Source organism: Stieleria mannarensis (assembly GCF_014154935.1).
Lineage (GTDB): Bacteria > Planctomycetota > Planctomycetia > Pirellulales > Pirellulaceae > Stieleria > Stieleria mannarensis.
In genome coordinates this window covers 1-742 of record NZ_JACEHH010000188.1, presented here as the reverse complement: position 1 = coordinate 742, position 742 = coordinate 1, and the positions used below count along the sequence as shown (strand labels likewise).

Below are 742 nucleotides of genomic sequence, written 5' to 3'. Positions count from 1 at the left end.
GAACGGTAACCGTCACCGAGGACGGGCGAGAAACTAACCACTTCAAAGCCGTCGACTCCCGTCCATCGGTGCACGGCATTGTTAGGCCAGTCAGTGGATGCTGGTAGTTGATTTAACGGCTAATACTCGCACTCCACCCGTTGGGAAGTGGAGTCAGTTTATTGGACTCTGCAAACGCCAAATCCATAGCCATGCTTTGGGCGATGTCGGACGTGATGACCCGGTTGGCGGTATGTTGAATGAAAACGGTGAATTCTCCGATATGAACCACGTAGCCATGTGCCATGGCGGATCGTGATTCGCCATCGGCACTCTCGTAAATGTAGGTGTACTCAATTGCCCGATAAATATTCTTTTGGGCCGTGCCGCGGTGTTGCACGATTATCGACGCGACGTGGTGGCGGACAGTGTCATCAATGGGTTGTCCAAGTTTGCGTGTCTTTGCGTAGGCGTAGCCGCTGGACGTGATGGTCTCGATGGATGCCTGCCGGACAGCGCCGGAGTCGATGCTAAACCTTGGAGTGTGCCATGCGACAATGGCTATGACATCACCAGTTTTTTCGTGCATGTAGTGTCGCCACGAGAATTGGCCATCGCCCACTTGGCGATCATCGGCAATGGACCAGTCAGAGCCGGGATTCGGGAAGGCTCGAAACACAGGTGCGTCGCGCTCAGCAGCATCAAGAGAGGTCGCCAAAAGGAAACACAAAATTGTCAGTGCATGTTTCATTCTGTGGCCTAA

The 742-nt window shown here is 53.5% G+C and carries 1 protein-coding gene; it reads right to left on the bottom strand.

Translation table 11 applies throughout. The annotated features are described in order from the left end of the window. Window positions 1–112: 112 nt before the first annotated feature. Window positions 113–742 (bottom strand): hypothetical protein (locus tag H1B37_RS33010; protein WP_220498502.1); only part of this gene is annotated, 630 nt, incomplete at its 5' end.